Source organism: Chryseobacterium turcicum, assembly GCF_021010565.1.
Classification (GTDB): domain Bacteria; phylum Bacteroidota; class Bacteroidia; order Flavobacteriales; family Weeksellaceae; genus Chryseobacterium; species Chryseobacterium turcicum.
This window is the reverse complement of record NZ_JAJNAY010000002.1, coordinates 918,926-938,636: the sequence shown is the minus strand read 5'-3', so window position 1 is coordinate 938,636 and position 19,711 is coordinate 918,926. Positions and strand designations below refer to the sequence as shown.

The 19,711-nt window shown below is 33.8% G+C and carries 21 protein-coding genes and 3 tRNA genes; 12 read left to right on the top strand and 12 right to left on the bottom strand.

The window, feature by feature from the left end; translation table 11 throughout:
• Positions 1-136: 136 nt before the first annotated feature.
• The 10 genes from LO744_RS19095 to LO744_RS19050 all read left to right on the top strand — a co-directional run bounded on the left by LO744_RS19095 (position 137) and on the right by LO744_RS19050 (position 8,589).
• The gene (locus LO744_RS19095; RefSeq protein WP_230672255.1) at positions 137-556 is read left to right on the top strand and encodes a Fur family transcriptional regulator; all 420 of its coding nucleotides are present in this window, start codon (positions 137-139) and stop codon (positions 554-556) included.
• Between the two features lie 44 nt (positions 557-600).
• On the top strand, positions 601-2,550 hold the full coding sequence (locus tag LO744_RS19090) for a heavy metal translocating P-type ATPase (RefSeq protein WP_230672252.1): 1,950 nt from the start codon (positions 601-603) through the stop codon (positions 2,548-2,550).
• 295 nt (positions 2,551-2,845) lie between these two features.
• Positions 2,846-3,208 (top strand): hypothetical protein, encoded by a 363-nt coding sequence (locus LO744_RS19085; protein ID WP_230672250.1) that lies wholly within the window; start codon positions 2,846-2,848, stop codon positions 3,206-3,208.
• A 213-nt stretch (positions 3,209-3,421) separates the two neighbouring features.
• Complete coding sequence (locus tag LO744_RS19080) at positions 3,422-3,697, top strand: YHS domain-containing protein (protein ID WP_230672248.1); 276 nt, start codon at positions 3,422-3,424, stop codon at positions 3,695-3,697.
• Entirely contained in the window at positions 3,684-4,367 is a 684-nt protein-coding gene (locus LO744_RS19075) for an SCO family protein (RefSeq protein WP_230672245.1), read from the top strand. The genes LO744_RS19080 and LO744_RS19075 overlap by 14 nt, the downstream gene beginning before the upstream one ends.
• Positions 4,368-4,484: 117 nt before the next feature.
• Positions 4,485-5,159 (top strand): superoxide dismutase, encoded by a 675-nt coding sequence (locus LO744_RS19070; RefSeq protein WP_230672243.1) that lies wholly within the window; start codon positions 4,485-4,487, stop codon positions 5,157-5,159.
• A gap of 4 nt (positions 5,160-5,163) precedes the next feature.
• The gene (locus LO744_RS19065) at positions 5,164-5,532 is read left to right on the top strand and encodes a hypothetical protein (RefSeq protein ID WP_230672240.1); all 369 of its coding nucleotides are present in this window, start codon (positions 5,164-5,166) and stop codon (positions 5,530-5,532) included.
• A 237-nt stretch (positions 5,533-5,769) separates the two neighbouring features.
• A complete protein-coding gene (locus LO744_RS19060) occupies positions 5,770-6,597 on the top strand; it encodes an MbnP family protein (RefSeq protein ID WP_230672237.1) in 828 nt (275 codons plus the stop codon).
• Positions 6,581-7,636 carry a cytochrome-c peroxidase gene (locus LO744_RS19055; protein ID WP_394799527.1) on the top strand — a complete coding sequence of 352 codons (1,056 nt, stop codon included), beginning with the start codon at positions 6,581-6,583 and terminating at the stop codon, positions 7,634-7,636. The genes LO744_RS19060 and LO744_RS19055 overlap by 17 nt, the downstream gene beginning before the upstream one ends.
• Before the next feature lie 11 nt (positions 7,637-7,647).
• Positions 7,648-8,589 carry a transporter gene (locus tag LO744_RS19050; RefSeq protein WP_230672235.1) on the top strand — a complete coding sequence of 314 codons (942 nt, stop codon included), beginning with the start codon at positions 7,648-7,650 and terminating at the stop codon, positions 8,587-8,589.
• A gap of 112 nt (positions 8,590-8,701) precedes the next feature.
• Here LO744_RS19050 and LO744_RS19045 read toward each other — a convergent pair whose 3' ends face one another.
• From LO744_RS19045 to LO744_RS19030, 4 genes are all read right to left on the bottom strand, one after another.
• Positions 8,702-9,907, bottom strand: a complete 1,206-nt coding sequence (locus tag LO744_RS19045; protein ID WP_230672233.1) for an MFS transporter — start codon at positions 9,905-9,907, stop codon at positions 8,702-8,704.
• A 48-nt stretch (positions 9,908-9,955) separates the two neighbouring features.
• Positions 9,956-10,612, bottom strand: a complete 657-nt coding sequence (locus LO744_RS19040; RefSeq protein WP_230672231.1) for a FadR/GntR family transcriptional regulator — start codon at positions 10,610-10,612, stop codon at positions 9,956-9,958.
• Between the two features lie 79 nt (positions 10,613-10,691).
• Positions 10,692-11,888 carry a multidrug effflux MFS transporter gene (locus tag LO744_RS19035; protein ID WP_230672228.1) on the bottom strand — a complete coding sequence of 399 codons (1,197 nt, stop codon included), beginning with the start codon at positions 11,886-11,888 and terminating at the stop codon, positions 10,692-10,694.
• A gap of 97 nt (positions 11,889-11,985) precedes the next feature.
• Entirely contained in the window at positions 11,986-12,576 is a 591-nt protein-coding gene (locus tag LO744_RS19030) for a helix-turn-helix domain-containing protein (RefSeq protein WP_230672226.1), read from the bottom strand.
• Between the two features lie 216 nt (positions 12,577-12,792).
• Between LO744_RS19030 and LO744_RS19025 the strand changes: the two genes are divergently transcribed.
• Both LO744_RS19025 and LO744_RS19020 read left to right on the top strand, forming a co-directional pair.
• Positions 12,793-13,146: an ISAon1 family transposase N-terminal region protein gene (locus tag LO744_RS19025; RefSeq protein ID WP_230669284.1), complete on the top strand. Its 354-nt coding sequence runs from the start codon at positions 12,793-12,795 to the stop codon at positions 13,144-13,146.
• Between the two features lie 4 nt (positions 13,147-13,150).
• Positions 13,151-14,119, top strand: a complete 969-nt coding sequence (locus LO744_RS19020; protein WP_230669283.1) for an ISAon1 family transposase — start codon at positions 13,151-13,153, stop codon at positions 14,117-14,119.
• A 161-nt stretch (positions 14,120-14,280) separates the two neighbouring features.
• On the opposite strand, the gene LO744_RS19015 is transcribed toward LO744_RS19020, so the two are convergent.
• From LO744_RS19015 to LO744_RS18980, 8 genes are all read right to left on the bottom strand, one after another.
• A tRNA-Glu gene (locus LO744_RS19015) sits at positions 14,281-14,352 on the bottom strand.
• 98 nt (positions 14,353-14,450) lie between these two features.
• Positions 14,451-14,522: transfer RNA gene (locus LO744_RS19010), tRNA-Glu, on the bottom strand.
• A gap of 10 nt (positions 14,523-14,532) precedes the next feature.
• A complete protein-coding gene (gene rpsT, locus LO744_RS19005) occupies positions 14,533-14,787 on the bottom strand; it encodes a 30S ribosomal protein S20 (RefSeq protein WP_048501176.1) in 255 nt (84 codons plus the stop codon).
• Between the two features lie 77 nt (positions 14,788-14,864).
• Positions 14,865-15,185 (bottom strand): hypothetical protein, encoded by a 321-nt coding sequence (locus LO744_RS19000; protein ID WP_230672224.1) that lies wholly within the window; start codon positions 15,183-15,185, stop codon positions 14,865-14,867.
• 206 nt (positions 15,186-15,391) lie between these two features.
• Entirely contained in the window at positions 15,392-17,515 is a 2,124-nt protein-coding gene (locus LO744_RS18995; RefSeq protein WP_230672222.1) for a cation:proton antiporter, read from the bottom strand.
• Between the two features lie 6 nt (positions 17,516-17,521).
• Positions 17,522-18,085: a hypothetical protein gene (locus tag LO744_RS18990; protein ID WP_230672219.1), complete on the bottom strand. Its 564-nt coding sequence runs from the start codon at positions 18,083-18,085 to the stop codon at positions 17,522-17,524.
• A 177-nt stretch (positions 18,086-18,262) separates the two neighbouring features.
• Positions 18,263-18,337, bottom strand: a tRNA-Glu gene (locus LO744_RS18985).
• 55 nt (positions 18,338-18,392) lie between these two features.
• A complete protein-coding gene (locus tag LO744_RS18980; protein ID WP_230672545.1) occupies positions 18,393-19,685 on the bottom strand; it encodes an N-acetylmuramoyl-L-alanine amidase family protein in 1,293 nt (430 codons plus the stop codon).
• Between the last annotated feature and the right edge of the window lie 26 nt (positions 19,686-19,711).

Sequence of the window (19,711 nt, the reverse complement as noted above, 5' to 3'; positions counted from 1 at the left end):
TAATTTTCTGTATTTTTAATTTAAACAAAGGGGTTAACACTTATTTATGAAATACAAAATTTAAATGCACAACAGGTTAAAATATATTCTAAAAGGCTAACTTTGAAAGACTCTCACCAATGAAAGCTCAATTATTATGAAGCAGGAAATCGAAAATAAACTCATCGACAAAAATACCAAACCTACAAGTATGAGGATTTTGGTGTATGATTTTTTAAGTACCCAAGAGACCGCTTTGTCTTTATCTGAAATCGAAAATTATTTTGAAAATGCGGATCGCACAACAATTTACAGAACTTTAAAAACTTTTGAAGAAAAAGGTATCGTTCACAGCATTCAGGAAAATACAACGACAAAATATAAACTTTGCCATGACGATTGTGACGAAAAAACACATAAAGATTGGCATCTCCATTTCTATTGTAAAATCTGTAAGCAAACGACCTGCAAAGAAGATATTTCTTTTCCCGAAAGCATGAAAACCAATTTCAGGATTGATGAAATACGGCTTTTTGCCAAAGGTATTTGCGAAAACTGTCTCCAAAGTTTGCAATAGCATTGCATTTACATAGGCACTACATTTGTTTAAAATCATTTATTATGGAAGAATGTTGCAGTACAAAACCTAAAAAAGAACATAGCCACGAAGGTCACGACCATGATCATTCTCACGAAGTTCAAGATAAATCAACGCTTCAGCTTTTTTTACCCGCAATCATATCATTTGTGTTGCTTTTGATAGGAATTACGTTTGATAATTTCGTTGAAAATACATGGTTTAATGGCTGGATTCGCCTCGTTTGGTATTTGATAGCGTACATTCCTGTGGGAATTCCTGTTTTAAAAGAAGCCTTTGAAAGCATTACAAATGGGGATGTTTTTTCTGAGTTTTTCCTGATGGGAATTGCTACGATTGGAGCTTTTGCTATAGGAGAATATCCTGAAGGGGTTGCCGTAATGTTATTTTATTCTGTAGGCGAAGTTTTTCAGGGAATGGCAGTAACCAAAGCTAAATCTAATATTAAATCTCTTCTCGATCAGCGTCCTGATGAGGTAACTATTTTAGAAAATGGAATTCCCAAAGTAGTAAAGGCTGAAAAAGTAAATATCAACGATATCATTCAGTTGAAATCTGGGGAAAAATTGGGTTTAGATGGAGAGTTGCTTTCAGAAAAAGCTTCTTTTAATACTTCTGCGCTCACTGGTGAAAGTAAACCTGATACTAAGTCTAAAGGTGAAACGGTTTTGGCAGGAATGATTAATTTAAATACCGTAAGTCAGGTAAAAGTGACCACTGCTTATCAGGATAGTAAACTCAGCAAAATTCTGGAGATGGTTCAGAATGCCACCTCACAAAAGGCTCCGACTGAGTTGTTCATCAGAAAATTTGCTAAAATTTATACACCGATTGTAGTGTTTCTTGCGATAGGAATTACCTTGTTGCCTTACTTTTTCGTTGACGATTATCAGTTTAAAGCTTGGCTGTACAAAGCTTTGGTCTTTCTGGTAATCTCATGTCCATGTGCTTTGGTAATTTCTATTCCATTGGGATATTTTGGAGGAATTGGAGCTGGAAGCAGAAATGGAATTCTGTTTAAAGGAAGCAACTTTTTAGATGTTCTTGCCAATATTCAAAATGTAGTGATGGATAAAACTGGAACGATGACGGAAGGTGTTTTTAAAGTTCAGGAAGTAAATTTTGGGAATGAATTTAATAAAGAAGAAATTTTAAAACAGGTCAATGTGCTCGAAAGTCAGAGTACACATCCTGTTGCTACTGCGATTCATCAGTTTGTGGGTGAAATAGACCATTCTATTCAATTAGAAAACGTAGAAGAGATTGCCGGACACGGTTTAAAAGCAACGATTAATGAAAAAGAATTGCTGGTTGGAAACTTTAAGTTGATGGATAAATTCAACATCAGTTACGACTTACAAACTGAAAACATTGTTTATACTTTGATTGCCGTAGCGTACGACAAAAAATTTGTAGGATATCTTACCATTGCAGATTCTATTAAAGAAGATGCGAACTTAACGATAGATAAATTACGAGGATTAAATGTGAAAACTACGATGCTAAGTGGCGATAAAACTTCGGTGGTACAATTTGTTGCGAATGAATTAGGAATTCAAAATGCTTTCGGAGACTTGCTTCCCGAAGATAAAGTGAATAAAGTAAAAGAATTGAAAGCAAAAAATCAAACGGTTGCTTTTGTAGGCGACGGAGTAAACGACGCGCCGGTTGTTGCTTTGAGCGATGTGGGAATTGCAATGGGCGGTTTGGGAAGTGATGCCACAATTGAAACTGCCGATGTAGTAATCCAGGATGACCAACCGAGTAAAATTCCAATGGCAATCAACATAGGAAAACAAACTAAGAAAATAGTTTGGCAGAATATTATTTTAGCATTTGCCGTAAAAGCGATTGTCTTGGTTTTAGGAGCAGGAGGTTTGGCAACAATGTGGGAAGCTGTTTTTGCCGATGTCGGTGTAGCATTATTGGCTATTTTAAATGCAGTAAGAATTCAGAGGATGAAGTTTAATTAGGCTGGATGATGGAAGCTAGGTGCTTGAAGTTTACAAACAGACTGCAAGCATTATACAGCTACAAAATTCAATAGGGGTGGGCTTTAGCCCGCCTTTCAATTTAGAGTGTATTCGGCTTTAGCCAAAACTTATTTTCACATAAATTTTGCAGACAAAGCATAAAAATATCAACACAAACATCTGCGCAAATCCGTGAAATCTTCGGAGCTAAAAATTTCCATTCTAAAACTGACATTCATCATAAATTAACATCCAACTCGATTTTCTGTGCTATATTTGTAATAAAGTTTGATACTTGAAGTTTTTCTTATCCTTTTTCATCGTCTTTACCATTGCAATTCGCCCAGTTTTGCCAATGTTAAATTATGTAATCAACTATGATTTCATCGTGAAAAATCTTTGTGAAAACAGAAAGATTATAGAATCTGACTGTAAGGGAAAATGTTTTGTAAAAAAAGAATTGGCAAAAACAGAAAAACAATCTAATAATGCTCAAAATATTAAGATTGCAGGTTTAGATGTTTTTTTATCTCATGAGATTCTTTCATTTCCGACTCTTAATAGCACTGGTTTACAATCAGAAAAGCCAATTTTAAACGGAATTCATTTATATTCTTCAGAGTATTTCTCCCGAATATTCCATCCTCCTTTAGTTTAATTTTCTTTTAAACTAAATGCTTAGTTAGATTTTTTCTGAAGGTTTATAGAATACTCAAACCAGTGATATTGCATTTAAAATGCTTAAAAATCTATTTGATTTTCCTAAATAATCTTCACCATTTAAATATTTTAATGGTTTAAATTTATATCAAAATTTAGTTTAAAGCCTCAATTCAGTTTATTCAGCAATATTAATTTCAATTTAAATAAAATGAAATCAAAGATTTTATTAACGGCTTTTTTGTCTGTTTCATTATTGGCTTGTGCACAAGAAACACCGAAAGTAAAGCATAAAAAGAAAAATACTCCTGCAAAAACAACTACTCAAAAAGTGAAGTTTGCGAACGCTGTCGACCCTATTTGTGAGATGAAAACAGAAGATGATATGAAAGATACGGCAGTCTATAAAGGAAAAACGTACGGTTTTTGCAGTAGCTACTGCAAGGATGAATTTAAGAAAAATCCTGAGAAGTATGTCCAGAAATAAAAAGGCAGGAAGCAGCCCTAAAAAGAAAATCATTATTCCGATTGCGGTAATCGCTTTGTTGTTTTTGGGAATTGGTATTGGGATGAGCTATTTTAAAAGCAGTCTTTATACGGTAATGAAAGTTCCGGATTTTGAATTAACGGACCAAAACAATAAGAAAATCACCAATAAAGATATGCTTGGAAAAGTATATTTAGTGGAGTTTTTCTTTAGCAAGTGTCCCACGATTTGTCCGGTGATGAATACCAATATGAGATTTATTGAAGACGAAATCAACAACCCTGATTTTGGAATCATCTCAATAAGTATCGACCCTGAAAACGATACCCCAGAATTATTAAAACAACATGCTCATAAGATTGGCGCAAAATCTCCAAACTGGCATTTTCTGACAGGTGACCGAGCTTACATCGGAAATCTTGCTGACGAGTTTGATATTTATGTGGGAGACAAAGAAGATGAAAGTGAAAACCTCAATCACAGCGGTATGATTGCATTAGTTGATAAAGAAGGAAATATAAGATGCCGATACAATAAAGAAAATATGCCTATTCTCTATTATTCAGGATTGAATTATGAAGACGCCGAAGGAAAAATCCCTAAATTGAACGGGAAATTTCATCCAGACAGAGAAATTTTAATCGAAGATATCAAAAAATTATTGAAATAAGGCAGGATGTTTGATGCCGAATCCTGGAAGCGAATAACAAACTACAAAACTTCCATTGTCCAGCACCCCGCTTTCAACTAAAATGAAATAAATGTTCAACCATATAAACAAAAAGTTATGAAGATTTTTAAAATCGCTGCATTAAGTGCAGTTTTTGCGGCGCAATTTGCGTTTGCACAGTTTAAGCAGACTCCTTTGCCATACGCTTACAATGCACTGGAAGGTAATATTGATGCGCAAACCATGGAAATTCATTATTCTAAACATGCAGCAGCGTATGTTGCCAATTTAAATAAAGCGATTGCCGGAACTCCACAGGAGAAGCAAACTTTATTTGAGATTCTTTCAAAAGCCGGAACTTTACCAATGGCAGTAAGAAACAATGCGGGTGGACATTACAATCATGAGTTATTCTGGACAGTTCTTACACCACAGAAAAATACACAACCGTCTGCAAAATTGGCAAAAGCAATCAATGATACTTTCGGAAGTATGGAAGCTTTTAAAGAAAAAATGGCTAAAGCAGGTGCAGACCGTTTCGGTTCGGGTTGGGCATGGCTTTCTGTTGATAAAAACGGAAAATTATTTGTTTCTTCAACGCCTAATCAAGATAATCCTTTGATGGATGTTGTAGAAGAAAAAGGAACTCCAATTTTTGGAATTGATGTTTGGGAGCATGCTTATTATTTAAAATATCAAAACAAAAGAGCTGATTATTTAACTGCAATCTGGAATGTAACCAACTGGAAAGAAATCAGCAGAAGATATGATGAAGCTTTAAGCAAAAAATAATCTTTTGAATTTAATTTGCAGCATATTTCTCACCTTTTTTACGGTTTTCAGGCCTCTGATTCCGTTGGTGGAATATGCTGTAAATTATCAATACATCAGTGAAGAATTGTGCGTTAATAAGAAAAATTTGACGCTCAACTGTAATGGTAAATGTTATTTAGCTAAAGAATTATCGAAAACAGCGGATACAGATTCTTCACCTTTACACAAAACAAAAAATTCGGGACAAAAACTGCTTGATATCTATGTTCTTCCCGAAATAATTGCTTGTTCAACGACAGAAAAGTCAATCTTTTCTCATTCCAATTTTCTTTATAAAACAGATTATTCTTTTCTGTTTTTAAAATTTATTTTCAGACCGCCGGTTTTTTAAGTTTTCATATTTATTTTAACGACAAAAGACTTTTTCATTTATTCTTAAGAGTATAGCTTAAGTTTACAATAACAGAAAATCTTTGATTTTCTTAAAACTTATGTGTTCTTTTTATACAGTATTAGTTTACTTTAAAATTCTAATGTGTTTTAATAAAAGCTTTTGTGGTTAAATGTCACTGAATGATTCCCATTCAGCAAAATTTCTATTCTAAAATTTAAACTTAAAAAATCAACAATGAAAATTTATAAATTTTTATCATTATTCCTTATTGCCTTTACTTTTCTAACTTTTACATCTTGTCGAAACAATGATGACGAAGATACAAGCAATGAAACTTCCGGAAAACTTCAGCTCAAATTCGAAAACGGGTTTAATAATCTTGGAGATATTGTTCTCAATCAAACAACTCAAACTTCATCAAGCGGACAAAAACATCAGTTTTCAACTTTAAAATATATTATAAGTAACATCACTTTAATCGATGAAAACGGAAAAGAATTCAAATACAATGAAAATAATCCGGACAAAGGTGCTTTCATCATTAATCAGGCAAATGCAGCCGCAGGAATTGTGTATGTAGATTTAGATGGAGTTCCGAAAAACAATTATAAAAAAATAAAATTCGGATTAGGAATCAGCCAAAATGCATATTTACTCGGACAAAACGGACAGGCAGAATTCTGGGAAAAAGCTAAGCAGGAAAGTATGACTTGGTCTTGGGCTGCAGGATATATTTTCGTAAAACTGGAAGGGAAATATGGAACCAGTTCTGCGAATACAGAATTTATGAATCATACCGGGAATATGGGAAATGTCATCGCAAACAATACTCCGGATTTATATCGTGAGGTGATGTTAGATTTTCCGACAACGGCGAGAGTTTCTGCAAGCATAAAACCTTCGATTCATATTTTGGCTGATTTGAATCAATATTTAAGTGGTGTGACTCCTCTAAGTCTTTCTACAACTAATGATATGGCGATGGGTTCTAATCAGCATTTGGTGAATGTGACGAATAATTTAGCCAAAATGTTTAAAGTAGACCATGTTCACAATGATTAAGCAGATTTTAAAAATTGGATTGTTCGTTATTTTTTGTCTAAATTTTATTTCGTGTTCGGATGAGGTAATTTCACCTTTAGAAAAAGATGAAGCTCTCAATCTTCAGTTTCCTTCTTATTTCCCAGAATTGACTTTTGATAAAAATGAAAATCCGATTACGAAAAACGGAGTGGAATTGGGGCGGAAATTATTTTATGAAGGTCGATTATCGCGGAATAATACAATCTCATGCGGATTTTGCCATATTCAGGAAAATGCATTTACCCATCACGGTCATACAGTAAGTCACGGAATTGATGATAGAATCGGAATCAGAAATGCACCTGCAATTCAGAATATGGCGTTCCTGAAACGGTATATGTGGGATGGTGTGATTCATAATCTGAATGAGCAACCTATTATTCCCATGACGGATGTAAATGAAATGGATAGCTCGATGCCTGAAGCGATTTCAAAACTTAGTAAAAATGAGATGTATAAGACGCTTTTTAAACAGGCTTACGGAGATGAAAATATGACCGGAGAAAGAGTTTTGAAAGCATTGTCGCAGTTTATGGCAACTTTAATTTCGGCAGATTCAAAATATGACCGTTTTAAACAAGGAAATGCAAATTTCTCAACAGAAGAATCTCAGGGAATGGCTTTGTTTCAACAGAAATGTGCTTCCTGCCATAGTGGCGAACTGTTTACTGACGAAAGTTTTAGAAATACAGGGATGTATTACAATACTCAGTTCAAAGATGCAGGGCGACATCGTGTGACGCTTAATCAAAACGATTGGATGAAATTTAGAGTTCCTAGTTTAAGAAATGTAGAATATACAGCACCTTACATGCACGACGGAAGATTTTATACATTGGAAGCAGTACTTAATTTTTATTCTGATAATGTAGAAGATAATCCAAATCTTGATTCTCAATTGAAACAGAATAATCATATTGGAATTGCGATGAATACTCAGGAAAAACAATTTATTTTGACTTTTCTAAAGACTTTATCCGACAAAAATTTTATTACTAATCCAAAATTTGCAGAATAATTTTTATTAAAATGAAGAAAATAATTTTTATGATAAGTCTGATTTTGTTTTATAATTTTCAAGCGAAGACAATCAATGACAGCTTATATATTCAAAATGATATTAATGAAATGATTTTTGATGATTGCGATGCGTGTGGATGTGCTGCAGGAAATGGTTCTTCCGGTTTTGAGTCTTTATTAAATCCTCAGTTTATAGGGATTAAATATTTTGCGCAACATTATAAAGCGAAAGAAAATTTGTTTGTAAACGACCTGACTCAAGACCAGTATTTTAATACCATTCAGCTTTGGGCGAAAATTCCTTTAACGGAAAAACTAAGTGTTTATGGAAGCTTACCTTTCCATTTTCACGAAAAGGAAACGTTACAGGGCGACATTAATATCAACGGAATTGGTGATTTTAATCTGATGGGAATGTATCAACTGTTGAATTCAAAAAATAAAAGCCATCAGATGAACGGTGGAATAGGAGTAAAAATTCCCCTAGGAAAATTTAATGAAAAAGGAATTTCGGGAGTTAATCCTAGCTTTCAGTTGGGAACAGGAAGTTGGGATTATCAGGCGGTTTTGAATTACAGATTTCAGAAAAATAAACTGGCTGTACTTCTCAATACCGACTATACGATTAAAACTGAAAACAAAAAACATTATCAGTTCGGCAATCAATGGAATTATTCGGCTACAGGATTTTACAAGATTGAGGAAAGCGCTAAAACGATTATTTTCGCAAAAGCTGGTTTTCAGGGGGAAATGTATGACAGAAACCGACAATACAAAGAGAATATTCCGAAAACAGCGGGCAGTGCTTTGTATGGAAAATTGGGTTTTGAAGCTTCTTACAAAAAGTTTAGCTTGGGAACAGAGTTGATGCTGCCTACTTATACCAATTTGGCTGGAGGAGACATTGAAGCAAAATCTAGGTTCAGCTTTTTTATCAATTTTGGAATTTAAAATCAATAAAAAATTAGAATTTTAGATTGAAAACCATTTCAATAAATTATTTTCAAACCTAAAATTCTAATTTACCTAAATTTTATATAGTCCTCATCATTTTTGTTGAGGACTATTTTTTATTCCCTTTTATATTTGGTAAAAATGCAGTGATAACTCCCATTAAAGGTAAGAAAGCACAGATTTTAAATACATATTCTATACTTGTATCATCTGCAACTGCTCCTAATATGGCAGAACCTATTCCGCCCATTCCAAACATAAATCCGAAGAATAATCCGGCAACCAAACCGATTTTATTGGGCATAAGGTCTGTAGCATAAACTAATATCGCAGAAAATGCAGAGGCAATAATTAATCCTATTAATACCGCAAAAATAATGGTCCAGAATAATGGAAGATAGGGAAGGCAAAGCGTGAATGGTGCTGCTCCCAAAATAGAAATCCAAATGATTTTTTTTCTACCGTATTTATCACCCAATTTTCCACCTAAAATGGTACCTACGGCAACTGCTGCTAAAAATATGAATAAATAAATTTGAGAATCCTGTACCGAAACATGGAATTTATCAATCAAAAAGAATGTGAAATAATTGGTCATTGAAGCAAGATAAATGTATTTTGAAAATACTAAAGCCAATAAAATACTTACAGAAAATAATACTTTTTTACGAGAAAGCTGTATCTCAATAATGTCGCTTGGGTGTTTAGCCGATTTTTTTAACGATAATCTTTCAGCATACCAATTCCCGATTCTCCATAATACGATGATTCCGATGAAAGCGGCAATTGCAAATAAACCTACATAACCTTGACCTAATGGAAGAACGATTAAAGCAACCAACAACGGCCCGATTGCACTTCCCGAATTTCCACCAACCTGAAAGATAGATTGTGCTAACCCTTTTTGTCCGCCGGAAGCCAATTGTGCTACTCTTGATGCTTCAGGATGGAAAATAGAAGAACCCATTCCAATTAAAGCCACTGAAATTAGAATAACATAATATTGATGGGCTGCTGCTAACAAAAGCAATCCTGCCATTGACAATCCCATTCCGATGGCTAAAGACCTTGGGTTAGGTTTCTTATCAGTATAAATTCCTACAAACGGTTGCAAAATGGATGCGGTAAGCTGAAATACCAATGTAATAATCCCAATTTGTGCAAATGATAAACTGAATTCTCCTTTCAAAATAGGATAGAGTGAAGGAATAGTCGATTGAATCAAATCATTCAAAAAATGAGAAAAGCTGATCATGAATAGGATTGGGTAAACAATTTTTGTGGTGTCAATTGTTTTAGGGTTTAAATTTTCCATAATATTATTTTATTCATCATATCATCTGATGAATTTTGTTAAATTTTTTTAATAAATCTGGTCAACAATTTTTTGAGCGATAAGAGAAGCTTCTTGTGCATCTTTATTCTCAATAGACTGATAAAGAAGAATATGTATGTTTTGAGAAATTTTAAATGACTCGGTGTTATTATGATGTCTTGTTTCGAAAGAGCTCATAATGTGTTTGGTTGCTATTTTATAGATTTCTTTTAAAAGATTGTTTCCGCAAGCTTCGGCGATGGCTAAATGGAAATTGATATCCGCCTGATAACATTCTGTCGCTAAATTTTCCTCAGCAAATTGATTTCTGAGAGTCAGGTATTTTTTTATTATTTTTAAATCTTCTTCAGTTCTGTTTATCGCTGCTTTTGCTGCAATTTTTGAATCAAGTAACGACCGTACTTCCTGTACTTCTTCAATTTGTGCCTTATTCATCTGTGATTCTAGTGACTCATGAGCGTTTTTAGATACTACAAATGTTCCCACACCTTGCTGCACATTAAGAATTCCCTGAATAGATAAAATTTTTATCGCCTCTCGTATACTTGAGCGACCGACACCATAGATTTTCATCAATTCAGATTCAATCGGAAGTTTTTCGCCAATAGCATATTCATCGTTGGATATTCCTTCGATTAATCTTTCTGCAACTTCCTGCGCTAAAGTTTTTCTTTGAATCTGCATATTTAAAACATCATATCATCTGATGAGTTACAAAGGTAAATTATTTTTAATTGTAAATTCTAAAAAATTTCGTAATAATTTAATTTTCAGTAAGAACTTTACTCTTTTTAAATTCAAAATAAATGATAGATACAGCTATAATAGAAAGAGAGGCGCGTGCAAAAATCATCGGCATTGCCGAATCTGATTCTAATAAACCAACGATTGCAGATATAATGAAAGTAGTGATTAATTGTAAAAACCCAAGAAGTGCTGAAGCAACTCCTTTTCCTTCTTTGAAAGGTGATAAAGCTCCTGCAGTGGTAATTGGGAATAATAAACCAATTGAAAAAATAGATAAATAAAGAAAAATAATCTCTATGATGACAGACAATTGAAAATAGGATGCGAAGATGTGTAATGATGTTGAGATGGTAAGTAGAATAACTGCAAAAGACATTATTTGATGTTCGCCAAAACGAAATAATAACTTCGGTGTAGAATAAGCTGCAAGGATCAATGCAATAGAATTAAAAGCAAATATTAAACTGTATTTTTCAGAACTAAATCCGTGAATTTGCATGAATAAAAAAGGAGAATTTGAGATATAAACAATCAATGAAGCAAAAGCTATACTTCCAATAATAGTATTTTTAATAAATTCTCTGTTGCCCAGAATATTTTTTATTTGTGATTTTAGAATATTTTCTTCAACAATATTTTCATTTTTAGCTGTTTTTTTATTGGTCTCCGGGATATATTTAATAATTAAAAGCAATGAAATGGCACCCAATAATGAGAGAACGACAAATGCACTTTCCCAACCCCAAAATTTTAAAAGCAAACTACCAATAATCGGTGCTAAAATAGGAGCGATACCGCTAATTTGTGATTGCGTAGAAAAGATGGAAACTGCTTTTTTTCGGTCATACAAATCAGTAACAATAGCTCTTCCGACAACAATTCCGGCGCTTCCTCCAAATGCCTGAATAAAACGAAGTATCCATAAAATATAGACATTGCTGGTGAAAATTATTGCCGTAGTAGCGATAATGAAAAGAATAACTCCAGCGTATAAAATAGGTTTTCTGCCTTTCTTGTCAGATAATGGTCCCCATAATAATTGTCCTATCGCAAATCCTGCAAAAAAAGTAGATATAGAAATCTGAATATTACCAATTTCTGTATTGAAAATTGTTGCCATACTCGGAAAAGCTGGCAAATAAAGGTCTATGCTTAATGATTCTAAGGCGTTGAGTAAAGCTAATATAAAAACAACAATGCTGAAGTTTCTCATAAGAAATATTTAAAATGCAAAGCTGATGAGAATCTCTTTATTTTTCAAGACCAAAACTGAAGATTAATAAGCACAAACTGAACATTTTGAAAATAATCTAACCAACAGAATTTTCAGTTTTAAAAATTTCTGGAGAAATTCCTGTTTGCTTTTTAAAAAGTCTGGAAAAATAAGATGAATCTGTGAACCCTAATTGATAGGCAATTTCTTTTATATTTTTTTGCCCATAAGACAATTCTCTTTTCGCTTCAAGAATAATTCTTTGAAATACTAATTTTTTGACAGTGCTTCCTCTCAGTTTTCTGACAATGTAATTTAAATGATGGGTTGTAATGTTCAAAGATTCTGCGTAAAAATCGGTGTCTTTTTGTGAAGTGTAGTTTTCATTAATCAAATCTGTAAGAAACTCTAGTCTTTGAAGATCTATGTTTTTAGATTTTTGCAGATTCAGTTTTTCAGTAAGTAATAAAATTAATGCTCTTAAAATTGCTTTGATAAAATTGTTTCTCGATTTCCCTTGATATTCTTCTCGAAGAATAGTAATTAATAATCGGCAATTTTTAATATTCTCTTGATTGATGATGAAAGGTGAAATAGGTTTTACGTGTAGTGATTCAGTTGAACATATCTCTTCGAAAATTTCTTTGCTGATTGCTAAAACGTGTCCTTGCTCTCCATTTAAATTCATTTTAAAAACTTGACCAGGAAACAAAATACATATTGATTGGGAGGTCACTGAAAATTTTTCAAAATCTATATATAGAATACTTTCGTTGTTTGTTTTTTCAAACCAAATAATTTCGAAAAAGTTGTGCCGGTGAACATCATCAAAATTCTCTGGATGCCCATTTTCGGCTCAATGCCAAAACCTGGGGAGAAAAATAAAAATACTTAATTTTGGGGTATGATTAACGATGCCGGGCTACTCAAATTATTATTACCAGAATATTTAATCGAGCACTTCGATATTATAAATTTTGAAGAAGAAAACAAAATTTTACATCTTTATTTCGAAGAGAAAAGTAGGATTCCAAAAGAGTTTTCTTCTTTAACCTTGTATTCCAAAGGTTTTTTAGAAGAAATTACGGTGGATGATTTTCCGCTTCGTGGAAAAACCGTAAAACTCCACATCAAACGAAGAAGGTGGACAGACACGAAAACGGGGAATATTCTCCAAAGAGATTGGACTCTTATTGCCCAAGGAACACGCATGACACAAGATTTTGCCGAGTTCTTAAAAAAAATCTGCCGATGCTAAAGCCTTGTCCTGCAAAACCATTGGAGAGCTTTACGGTGTGGAGGGCAGAAAATTTCAAAGACAGTACAAACATTCCCTCAGCGATTTTAAAAATTGGGAGCAAAAACCGCACGCCGAAGACTGGATTTTGCATCCTCAAAATATTTCAGAGCAGCTCTCTCTGGATGAAGTTGCCCTTTCTGATGGCGAACTCTATACCGTTCTCACCTCAAAAAAGGGAAAGGGTAGAAAAGGCTCAATTGTAGCCATTATCAGAGGAATACAGAGTGAAACAGTAATTGAACATCTTTTTAAAATCAACAGAAAATTAAGAATAAAAGTAACGGAAATTACTTTAGATATGGCTGGGTCTATGAAACTTATTGCCAAAAAATGTTTTCCTAATGCAACACCGGTTATCGATCGCTTCCATGTTCAGAAACTCGCCACAGAAGCCCTTCAGGAAATAAGGATTAAGCATCGCTGGCAGGCCATTGAGCAAGAAAATAACTTGCTCACGGAAGCGAAACAAAAGAAGCGAAAACCTATAATTAAAGTTTTTGAAAACGATGACACCCGAAAGCAACTTTTAGCAAGAAGCAGATACCTGCTTTATAAAACTAGAGAAAAGTGGACTTTATCACAAAAACAAAGAGCAAAAATCCTATTTAAGGAGTATCCCGATTTAGAAAAGGCGTACAATTTATCAGATGGGCTCAGGAAAATTTATAATCAGAACATTCAAAAATCTGTCGCTATGTTAAAGTTAGTCCATTGGTTTAGAGAAGTGGAAGAATCTGGATTTAAATCCTTTAATACCTTAACAAAAACTATTATGCATAACTACAACGGCATTCTCAATTATTTTAACCAGCGAAGCACAAATGCTTCAGCAGAATCTTTCAATGCCAAAATAAAAAACTTCAGGTTACAACTTCGAGGTGTACGAGATAAAGCATTTTTCCTATTCAGATTATCAAAACTTTTTGCCTAGTCCCCAGGTTTTGGCATTGATCCCCATTTTCTAATGTGGCGTAATGAAATTCTTCAAAACTTAAATGATGAGTAGGAATGTTTTTATTCTGTGGGTCATTCATAAAGTAAATTTATCAATATAAAAGCAAAAAAACCATTGAAATAAATCAATGGTTTTTGTAGCCCGTAGGGGAGTCGAACCCCTCTTACCAGAATGAAAATCTGAGGTCCTAACCGATAGACGAACGGGCCATCTACCAATCTGTAAATAAATTTACAGGGTTAGCTTTTTTGTTTTTATAAGTTTCAACTCTTATTTTAATTGCCCGGTTAGTAGCAATTAAGTTTAGTAGCCCGTAGGGGAGTCGAACCCCTCTTACCAGAATGAAAATCTGAGGTCCTAACCGATAGACGAACGGGCCAACTATATAGTTACGCTAACTTGTTAACGTGCTTAGTCAATTTACTTTTTAAGTTAGCCGCCTTATTCTTGTGAATAATGTTTTTCTTAGCTAATTTGTCTAACAAAGCGATAACTTTAGGCAATTGCTCAGTAGCTGCTGCTTTGTTTTCTTCGTTTCTTAAAACTTTTAGAGCTGTTCTAGCAGTCTTGTGGTAGTATCTGTTACGAACTTTTCTAACTTCGTTTTGTCTTATTCTCTTAAGTGCTGATTTATGATTAGCCATATCGTTTAAATGTGAGTGCAAATCTATAGACTTTTTTGTTACCCACCAAATTTATTTTTAATTATTTTAAAATATTTTTAGTTTTCTTCTGAAAGGTACTTTTTAAGCTTGTCTAAGGCTTGTTGTACTTTAATATTTTCAGTTTCTTTTCCTAGCTTATTGATGATGTTTTCCAACATTATCATTGCGTTATTCCATTCTCCAGTAGAGTCGGCAAAAGTATGTCCGTCGATGGTTACTTCAAAAATACTTCTCTCTCCGTTCCTGTAAAGTCTGAAACTAATTTTATCATCCTTGCCTGTAATCCCTTCCGTACTAGTTTTTAAATCATAACTTTTTGGGTTTGAGCGAATCTTATTAAAAAGCAATTGAGCTTCTTGAATTTTTAAATCCGGCATGATATAAAATTTGGTAGTTTTCTAAGGCACCGATATTATTTACTTTTAAGGGTAAATAGTTACCAGGTTTTTTGTCCTGCAGACTGATGACTCAATCATTAAACTTTTGCAAAAGTAATCTTTTTCCTATTTTAAACAAAATCAAATTTCATCTTGTTTTAAGATTTATTGGTTTTTAATTCTAATTGCCTGTTTATCTAGTACTTTTATTTGAAAATATTTTTGATGATATTTCCTATTTCCATAAAATCATCATGATTTCCTACTGACCGTTTCTCAGAATTGCTTTTGTCGAGCTCTGAAAAAGGAAAGATGAGCAAGTAATTTTTATCACTCAAATGCCTGTTAAGAAGTTCAGGAATAAATCGCATTTGTGAAACATAAGATTTCATTCCTCTTTTTGCCATAAATAAGGTAAGCGCTTCATCATCTTTAAGTTGAGTGGCTGTTTGCTCACCATCTTTCCAGGTATTCATAATGATGAATTCGGCTTCAATATTGGCTTTTTTAATGATTCTCTGTAAAATATTCAAGATTTCCTCTGAAGCGTAAAAAGTAATCGTGGCTCCCGAATTTCTTGCAATATTCCAAACTCTCAATAATGCATGAAAAAAACCAGCTTCTTTATGTGCGTTTTCAGGAATCATTACGACATGATTTTTTATGGTAGATAAAGGCTGAACTGCATGATAAACTAAAACATTGATATCATCACGTTGCAAATAGCCGTTGTAAAGGTTGTCGGTAAATGATGGAGAAAATCCTTTGGTGTCTTCTAATCCGATAATAAGGTCGGTGATGTTTTGCTCTTTAATCACATTGTTTACCCCGTTGATGACATCGTTGTCGTATCTCTTCAAAGGCTGTATTTTTACATCTGCGGCAGAGGCAGCATCTGTTGCATAGTGTAAAAGTTTCTCAGCATTTTTCACTGAAGACTCATTTTTATCTTCATTAATAACATTTAAAGCAAATAATTTATCTGTATTGGAATGGGCTTTAATTAAAATCCCAAGATTAATCATTCGTTCAACAGTCGATTCATGATTTAAAGCCAAAAGAATATTTTCTTCTTCGTGACTGTTTCCGGAAAGAGTTTCCTCATTATCTTGTTCTGCAATTTTCTGTGCGCTCGACATTGAGATAAATGATGAAATAGTGCAGGAAATAAGAATTAATAAAATACTTCCGTTAAGAACGTGCTCGTTTAATAATCTAATAGGTTCTCCAGTTTCGGTTTCAGAAAGAATGATGTTGTAACCCACCATTACAGAAGCTAATGTTGCGGCTGCAGAAGCTGAACTTAAACCGAAAATTAATTTACCTTCTTCTTTAGAAAGCCTGAATGTTTTCTGAGTGGCAACTGCAGAAAGATATTTTCCACCAATAGAAGCAATAAGCATAATTCCTGCGACTTCCAAAGTTTCCCAGCTTTTAAAAAAAACTTTGAAATCAATCAGCATTCCTACGCTAATCAGGAAAAAAGGGATGAAAATAGCATTTCCGACAAACTCTACACGATTCATTAATGAAGAAGTATGCGGAATGAGTCTGTTTAAAGCTAAGCCTGCGAAAAATGCCCCAATAATGGCTTCTACTCCGGCTAATTCTGCTAATAAAGCCGCCAAATAAATCATCACCAATACGAAAATATATTGCGAAATTTTATCGTCTACTTTTTTGAAAAACCATCTTCCAATCATCGGGAAAATGACCAAAACTACCAATGCGAAAACAATAAACGAAATTGAAAGCTTGAGCCAAAATGCTGTTCCTACATCGCCTTGAGACATTCCTACAATAATGGCAAGAACTAATAAGGCCAAAACATCGGTAATCATCGTTCCGCCAACCGTTATATTGACTGCCAGATTTTTAGCAATACCTAATTTGCTGACCAAGGGATAGGCGATTAAAGTATGCGACGAAAACAGACTGGCAAAAAGTATTGATGTTAAAACGGAGAAATCTAGAATGTAAATAGCCCCTAAATATCCTAAAACGAAAGGGACGGCAAATGTGTAAATTCCAAACGTCAGACTTTTCCACTTATTTTTTTTGAAATCTCCCATGTCGATTTCCAAGCCTGCGAGAAACATGATGTAGAGTAGGCCGGTAGTTCCGGTCACTACAATGCTGCTGTCTCTGGCCAAAACATTAAATCCGTTGGGGCCAATGACGGCTCCTGCGATAATTAATCCCAACAAATGCGGAACTTTTATTTTATTGAGTAAAAGTGGTGCTGCAAGAATGATGATGAGCACCAAAAGAAACTTCAATACGGGCTCTTCAATGGGAAAACTGAGGTTATGTATGCTTAGTGATATCATTTGTGTTTATTTTGTAGAACGGACTAATTCAACTGAGAATTTTGCCATGCAATTGTCAACAGCGATGGTTCTTATTCCTTTTATTTTTGTGTCTGAAATATCATTCAATAAAACATTCATGTCTACTTTCTTTTTTGCCGTAGAATCTGTTTTAAAATTCAATTTGATTTCATTGTTTTCAAACTTTCCTGAGTAAAGTCTTACAAGATTATTGTTGTTGATTATTTTTGAAAAAAGCTGTAAAGAGTCGCTGGCAAATTCCCACGTGTCGGTTCTTTGGTCTCCCACTACATAATCGCTGCAGTTAGATTCTGTGCAAACTACTTTTCCTATCCAAGAGCCTGCAATTTCCTGAGGCCACTGTACAATTTTTATAGAATCTGCATCTTTTTTACTGAAAATACTGTCTCTCATTTTTAATAAAGATTGATAATCAGCTTCTTTTTGAGCAAATGATTTTTCTTTATCCAATAACTGTTTTTCTCTTAGATTAAGAGCGTTTTCTTTGTCTTTGTAATCGCAGCTAACAAATAATAATAAGAGGAAAATTAAGAGTATTGAATTTTTCATAAAAATAAGTTGTAGCCTAAATGTACGAAAATTTTATAGATAGGTTTGCATTCAACTTCCGGAATCTGATTGTTTATAGGGCGAAAATTAAAGTTTTAGAGTCTGTTTTTTTGAATTTTATCCTTTGAAGAAATGAAAAAAGTGCATAAAAAAAGCTCTCTTAAATAGAGAGCTTTTTGGTAGTCTATAGGAGAATCGAACTCCTGTTGCAAGGATGAAAACCTTGAGTCCTGACCACTAGACGAATAGACCAAATTTTGAGGTTGCAAAAGTATACATAAACTTTTAAACTTCAAAATTATAGAGTTTATTTAAAATTCTTCTGAATAACAGTGTTTTTTATTCCCTTGTCTTCCAGTTCTTTTTGCAATTTTACGGCATCTTCCAAGGTATAAACTTTTCCGTACGTGTAGTAAAACATTCCGTTTGATTTGTTTCTTTCTACATCTTTTAGGGTTTGAAGGATGTAAGAATTTGAACTCAATTTGTCTTTTCCAACATACACTTCGATATTGTAATACCCGATACTCAGTTTTTGGTTGGGCATAAATCCTACGGCATAAGAATTTCTAAAACCTGCATCTTTAGCAGTTCTAAGATTAATATCTTTTACCGATGCCATATTGGTTACGCTATAATAATATTTGTAAAGTCCATTTTCTTTAATCGTAAGGATGTAGTTTAAACCTTTTAATTCAGGGTCGCCGTCGTTATATTTTACTGGCATTGTCATCAATAAAATTCTGAAGTCGTTTTTCAGGGCTACTTCTGCAGGTTTTTCAGGCTCAGGTTTTTTAGTGACAATTTGTACACCTCCTTTTCTGTCTACTGCTTTTTTGTAATCAATAATGGCTTTATAAATATTTTCTGCAGTTTCCTGCTGTCCTTTTTCGGAGTTTAAGAAGGCTGCGTCTTCATAATTGTTTACAAATCCTGTTTCAATAAGAATCGAGGGCATGGCGCTTCTTCTCAGAATGTGTAAGTTTTCCTGTTTTACACCGCGAGAAAAACGACCGCTCTTTTCAAAGTTTTCTTCTACAAAGCTTCCTACAATTAAACTATTTTCAAGATATTTACTTTGCTGTAGTTTTAAAGCAATTAAAGATTCTGGTGAAGATGCGTCATAAGATGCAAAAGTCTCTTTATCTTTTTCATCGAGGTAGATTACACTGTTTTCTTGCTTGGCAACTTCAAGGTTTTCTCTGTTTTGAGCAGGACCCTGCACGAAAGTTTCTGTTCCTCTTGCTGTTGCAGAACGGCTTGGCGAAGAATTGACATGTATCGAAATAAATAAATCTGCTTTGCTTCGGTTAGCGGTATTTGTTCTATCTGTCAAAGAAGGATACTCATCTATTTTCCGGGTGTAAATAACTTTAAACTCTTTATTCTTTTCGAGCATTGCTCCTAATTTAAGAACAATTGCCAAAGTGACATTTTTTTCCTGAACAAGCCCTACGTCAGAATAATTTCTGTTGGCTCCTGTATCGCTTCCCCCATGTCCTGCATCTAAAACTACAGTGAATTTTTTTTGTGCAAAGGCAAAAGAGGTGAAGAATATCAGTAGAAATGCTAAAATTGTTTTAAAATTTAGTTGGTACATCATACAGTTATAAAAATTATATTAAT

Bases quoted from the DNA above. Each gene is read 5' to 3' on its own strand.
- LO744_RS19095 (WP_230672255.1), top strand. From the start codon at position 137: ATGAAGCAGGAAATCGAAAATAAACTCATCGACAAAAATACCAAACCT.
- LO744_RS19090 (WP_230672252.1), top strand. From the start codon at position 601: ATGGAAGAATGTTGCAGTACAAAACCTAAAAAAGAACATAGCCACGAA.
- LO744_RS19045 (WP_230672233.1), bottom strand. From the start codon at position 9,907: ATGGAAAATTTAAACCCTAAAACAATTGACACCACAAAAATTGTTTAC.
- LO744_RS19035 (WP_230672228.1), bottom strand. From the start codon at position 11,888: ATGAGAAACTTCAGCATTGTTGTTTTTATATTAGCTTTACTCAACGCC.
- LO744_RS19080 (WP_230672248.1), top strand. From the start codon at position 3,422: ATGAAATCAAAGATTTTATTAACGGCTTTTTTGTCTGTTTCATTATTG.
- LO744_RS19050 (WP_230672235.1), top strand. From the start codon at position 7,648: ATGAAGAAAATAATTTTTATGATAAGTCTGATTTTGTTTTATAATTTT.
- LO744_RS19070 (WP_230672243.1), top strand. From the start codon at position 4,485: ATGAAGATTTTTAAAATCGCTGCATTAAGTGCAGTTTTTGCGGCGCAA.
- LO744_RS19030 (WP_230672226.1), bottom strand. From the start codon at position 12,576: ATGAATTTAAATGGAGAGCAAGGACACGTTTTAGCAATCAGCAAAGAA.
- LO744_RS19060 (WP_230672237.1), top strand. From the start codon at position 5,770: ATGAAAATTTATAAATTTTTATCATTATTCCTTATTGCCTTTACTTTT.
- rpsT (WP_048501176.1), bottom strand. From the start codon at position 14,787: ATGGCTAATCATAAATCAGCACTTAAGAGAATAAGACAAAACGAAGTT.
- LO744_RS19025 (WP_230669284.1), top strand. From the start codon at position 12,793: ATGATTAACGATGCCGGGCTACTCAAATTATTATTACCAGAATATTTA.
- LO744_RS18995 (WP_230672222.1), bottom strand. From the start codon at position 17,515: ATGATATCACTAAGCATACATAACCTCAGTTTTCCCATTGAAGAGCCC.
- LO744_RS18990 (WP_230672219.1), bottom strand. From the start codon at position 18,085: ATGAAAAATTCAATACTCTTAATTTTCCTCTTATTATTATTTGTTAGC.
- LO744_RS19000 (WP_230672224.1), bottom strand. From the start codon at position 15,185: ATGCCGGATTTAAAAATTCAAGAAGCTCAATTGCTTTTTAATAAGATT.
- LO744_RS18980 (WP_230672545.1), bottom strand. From the start codon at position 19,685: ATGTACCAACTAAATTTTAAAACAATTTTAGCATTTCTACTGATATTC.
- LO744_RS19055 (WP_394799527.1), top strand. From the start codon at position 6,581: ATGTTCACAATGATTAAGCAGATTTTAAAAATTGGATTGTTCGTTATT.
- LO744_RS19075 (WP_230672245.1), top strand. From the start codon at position 3,684: ATGTCCAGAAATAAAAAGGCAGGAAGCAGCCCTAAAAAGAAAATCATT.
- LO744_RS19040 (WP_230672231.1), bottom strand. From the start codon at position 10,612: ATGCAGATTCAAAGAAAAACTTTAGCGCAGGAAGTTGCAGAAAGATTA.